General features: G+C 70.7%; 5 protein-coding genes and 1 pseudogene. 2 read left to right on the top strand and 4 right to left on the bottom strand.

The window, feature by feature from the left end; all coding sequences use genetic code 11:
- Positions 1–369: J domain-containing protein (locus KUTG_RS57030; protein WP_369794670.1), on the bottom strand; the 369-nt coding region annotated here is incomplete at its 3' end.
- 142 nt (positions 370–511) lie between these two features.
- Between KUTG_RS57030 and KUTG_RS37865 the strand changes: the two genes are divergently transcribed.
- Positions 512–949, top strand: a complete 438-nt coding sequence (locus KUTG_RS37865; RefSeq protein ID WP_157495049.1) for a hypothetical protein — start codon at positions 512–514, stop codon at positions 947–949.
- A gap of 29 nt (positions 950–978) precedes the next feature.
- On the opposite strand, the gene KUTG_RS62095 is transcribed toward KUTG_RS37865, so the two are convergent.
- Entirely contained in the window at positions 979–1,464 is a 486-nt protein-coding gene (locus KUTG_RS62095; protein ID WP_043723800.1) for a ClpX C4-type zinc finger protein, read from the bottom strand.
- A gap of 47 nt (positions 1,465–1,511) precedes the next feature.
- Here KUTG_RS62095 and KUTG_RS57020 point away from each other — a divergent pair, with 47 nt between their 5' ends.
- Positions 1,512–1,976: a DUF3995 domain-containing protein gene (locus KUTG_RS57020; RefSeq protein ID WP_084580251.1), complete on the top strand. Its 465-nt coding sequence runs from the start codon at positions 1,512–1,514 to the stop codon at positions 1,974–1,976.
- Here KUTG_RS57020 and KUTG_RS37855 read toward each other — a convergent pair.
- Positions 1,885–2,754, bottom strand: coding sequence for an HpcH/HpaI aldolase/citrate lyase family protein (locus tag KUTG_RS37855; RefSeq protein WP_043723797.1), 870 nt, complete (start codon positions 2,752–2,754; stop codon positions 1,885–1,887). The two genes, KUTG_RS57020 and KUTG_RS37855, sit on opposite strands and share 92 nt — an antisense overlap.
- Positions 2,747–3,582: pseudogene (locus tag KUTG_RS37850) on the bottom strand (CoA ester lyase); the annotation flags it as partial. The pseudogene KUTG_RS37850 and the gene KUTG_RS37855, both read right to left, overlap by 8 nt.

Genomic DNA, 3,582 nt, shown 5'->3' with positions numbered 1-3,582 from the left:
ATGGAGAGCAACAGGATCAGGCTCGCGAGGGCCACCGCGACGGGGGCGTGACCGGGACCGACCTGGGGCACGTAGCGGATTCGCTCGGCGGCGTCGACCAGCGCCCACAGGGGATGCCCGGGGGTCGATTCCGCGGCAGCTTCGGCACGTAGTCGGGGTCGTCGCCGAAGTCCCGCCGCGGCGCGGGTCTTCTGGTGCGCGGGGCGGCGGCGGGCGGCGCGGGCTCGGGGACGTCGCCGAGGTCGTAGCGGGCCCGCCGAGTGGGGTCGTCAGCGTTTCGTATGCGACCTGGAGCAGCCGGAACGTGCCGGCGGTACCGCCGGCGTCCGGGTGCATCACCTTGGCCAGCGCACGGTAGGCCGACTTCACCTCGGCGGCCGATGCGCCGCGCGGGACCCCGAGCAGTTCGTAGTAGTCGACCTCGGCCACGGCGCACACCCTAGTGCAGCCCCAAAAATGTTGATCATGCAGGTTTCAGCCCAGGTTCAGCCTGGTGCCACACAGTGGTGTCATGACACCCAGAACCAGGACGGCACTGATCACCGGCGCCGCGGTGGTGGCCCTGGTGGCGGGCGGCGGCGTGGCCTACGCCGTCAGCAGCGCACCAACCTCCACCTCCACGCCCGCCGCCTCGCCGGCGACGCCGGCGAAGGCCAAGCACCACAAGCAACTGCTCGGCCACGTCGCACACGGCGAGGTCACGTTGGACGGCAAGGACCACCGGGTCGTCGACGTGCAGCGCGGCGAGGTGCAGTCGGTCAGCTCGACCTCGATCGCCGTGAAGAGCGACGACGGCTTCACCGCCACCTACACCGTCAACAACGACACCAAGGTCCGCAAGGGCGGCAAGCAGTCCGCCATCGGCGACGTGCACACGGGCGACAAGGTCGGCGTGGTCGCCACCAAGGCCAACGGCACGGCCACGGTGACACGCATCGCCGAGAAGTAGCCGTCGAGGAGTCCTGGCGACCCCGGACCTCAGCCCTGGGTCGCCAGGACTTCGTCGCAGAACTCCAGGCAGCGGTCGCAGATTCGCACGCCCGCCTCCTCGGCCAGCCAGCCGTCCTCGGCGGCCGGCCGGTCGCAGAACGAGCAGTCCGAGGCGCTGGAGGTCAGCGGCGGCTGGGCCCGGAAGCGCCGCACGCAGCCGTCGCAGACGAAAACGCCCGGACCGGCGATGAGCCGCTCGACCTCCTCGGCGCTGGAGCCGCAGAAGGAGCAGTCGCCGACCTTGAGCCGCGGCTTCCAGCCCTCGGTGCCGCCGGCTTCCTCGATCATCTGGTGCACCCGCTGGTGGCTGATGTCCAGCGCGTCGGCGATCTCACGCAGCGAGGCCCCGGCCAGGTGCAGCCGACGCACCGCGTGGTGGTAGTCGGCCTTGGCAAGTTCGGTACGATCCTGCGCCTCGGCCCACGCGTCGGCGGCGGCGCGAGTGTCCCGCAGCAGGTCTCGGTCAACCGGCATCTGTCTACCGTACCTAGACACATCGCATTCGTCTAGCATCACTGGACATGTGGGGGAAGTTGGCGGCGGGCTGGAGCGCGCTGTTCGCGGCACTGCACATCTACTGGGCGGTCGGGGGCAACATCGGTTTGGCGTCCTCGGCCGGCGCCGATCTGGCAGCGCGGCGGCCGACCTGGTTCGTCCTGTTCGGACTGTGGGGCGTGGCCGCGCTGTTGATCGCCGGCGCGGCATTCTGCCTGCTCAAGCACCCGTGGCAGCGGGTCGGCCAGTTCGCCGGCGCCGCCCTCGTGGCGCGCGGCGTCCTGATCGAATTCGTGCTGCTGGTCGGGATCGCCGACGTCAGCGCGGAAGAACGGCTCTGGAGCCTGGTGCTGTGGAACCCGTGGTTCGCGCTGGGCGGCGTGCTGTGGCTGGCCGCGTTCAACCAATCCCCTCGACGGCGTCGGCGAGCGCGAGCAGCCGGCGGGCGTCGTCGACGTGCAGGTTCTCGATCATCCGACCGTCAACGGTGACCACGCCGTCGCCCCTTTTCACGGCCTCCTCGAACGCGGCGATGATCCGGCGGGAGCGGTCGACCTCCTCCTCGGACGGCGCGAACGCCCGGTTGCACGGCTCCAGCTGGCTCGGGTGGATCAGCGTCTTGCCGTCGAAGCCGAACTCGCGGCCCTGCCGGCACTCGGCGGTGAAACCGTCGAGATCCCGCACGTCGTTGTAGACGCCGTCGAGGATCTGCTTGCCGTACGCCCGCGCGGCGAGCAGACACAGCGACAGGCCGGTCAGCAGCGGCGCGCGGCCGGGAACGTGCTGCGCCTGCAGCTCCTTGGCCAGGTCGTTGGTGCCCATGACCAGCACCGTCAGCCGGGCGCTGGCGGCGGCGATCTCCTTGGCGTGCAGGATCGCGACCGGCGACTCCACCATGGCCCAGATCTTCGTCCGGTCCGGGGCGCCGGCCTGCTCCAGGACGCGTTCGACGGAGTGCACGTCGGCGGCGGAGTTGACCTTCGGCACCACGACGGCGTCCGGCCCCACCTTGGCGGCGGCCCGCACATCGTCCTCGTGCCACGGCGTGTCGCAGGCGTTCACCCGGATCGTCAGCTCGCGGCGGCCGTACTCGCCGGAGGCGACGGCGGCGCAGACCCGTTCGCGGGCCGCGACCTTGGCGTCGGGGGCGACGGCGTCCTCCAGATCGAGGATCAGCGCGTCGGCCGGCAGCGTCTTGGCCTTCTCCAGGGCACGCTCGTTGGCGCCCGGCATGTAGAGCGCCGACCGGCGCGGTCGCAGGTCAGTCATCTGATGCCTCCGCATACGCTTTGGCCAGTTCGGGATCACGCGCCGCCAGCGCGTCGGCCAGTTCGGCGACGACGCGGCACTGCTTGACGGTGGCGTCGTCCTGCATCTTGCCGTCGATCATCACGGCGCCGGTGCCGTCGCCCATCGCGGCGATGACCTTGCGGGCCCACGACACCTCGTCCGGCGACGGCGAGAACACCCGGCGGGCGATCTCGATCTGCACGGGATGCAGGCTCCACGCCCCGACGCAGCCGAGCAGGAAGGCGTTGCGGAACTGGTCCTCGCAGGCGACGACATCGCGGATATCGCCGAACGGCCCGTAGAACGGCAGAATGCCGTGCGCCGCACAGGCGTCGACCATGCGCGCGACGGTGTAGTGCCAGAGGTCCTGCTGGAAGGTCTGCCGGCCGGCGGTCAGGTCATCGCCGGTCGGGTCGGTGCGCACCAGATAGCCGGGGTGGCCGCCACCGACGCGGGTCGTTTTCATCCGACGGCTCGCCGCCAGATCGGCCGGGCCGAGCGACAGGCCCTGCATGCGGGGACTCGCGCCGGCGATCTCCTCGACGTTGGCCACGCCACGGGCCGTCTCCAGGATGGCGTGCACCAGGATCGGCCTGGTCAGGCTGGCCTTGGCCTCCAACTGGCCAGCAGCCGGTCGACGTAGTGGATGTCCTCGGCGCCCTCCACCTTCGGCACCATGATCACGTCCAGCTTGTCGCCGACCGCCGTGACCAGCGTGATCAGGTCGTCGAGACCCCACGGTGAGTCGAGGCTGTTGACCCGGGTCCACAGCTGGGTGTCGCCGAAGTCGGTGGCCCGGGCAATGGC

The organism is Kutzneria sp. 744 (assembly GCF_000568255.1).
Lineage (GTDB): Bacteria > Actinomycetota > Actinomycetes > Mycobacteriales > Pseudonocardiaceae > Kutzneria.
This window is presented reverse-complemented; position numbering and strand designations above follow the sequence as displayed.

Excerpts from the sequence above, each read along its gene's own strand:
- KUTG_RS37865 (WP_157495049.1), top strand. The coding sequence starts at position 512 with ATGACACCCAGAACCAGGACGGCACTGATCACCGGCGCCGCGGTGGTG.
- KUTG_RS62095 (WP_043723800.1), bottom strand. The coding sequence starts at position 1,464 with ATGCCGGTTGACCGAGACCTGCTGCGGGACACTCGCGCCGCCGCCGAC.
- KUTG_RS57020 (WP_084580251.1), top strand. The coding sequence starts at position 1,512 with ATGTGGGGGAAGTTGGCGGCGGGCTGGAGCGCGCTGTTCGCGGCACTG.
- KUTG_RS37855 (WP_043723797.1), bottom strand. The coding sequence starts at position 2,754 with ATGACTGACCTGCGACCGCGCCGGTCGGCGCTCTACATGCCGGGCGCC.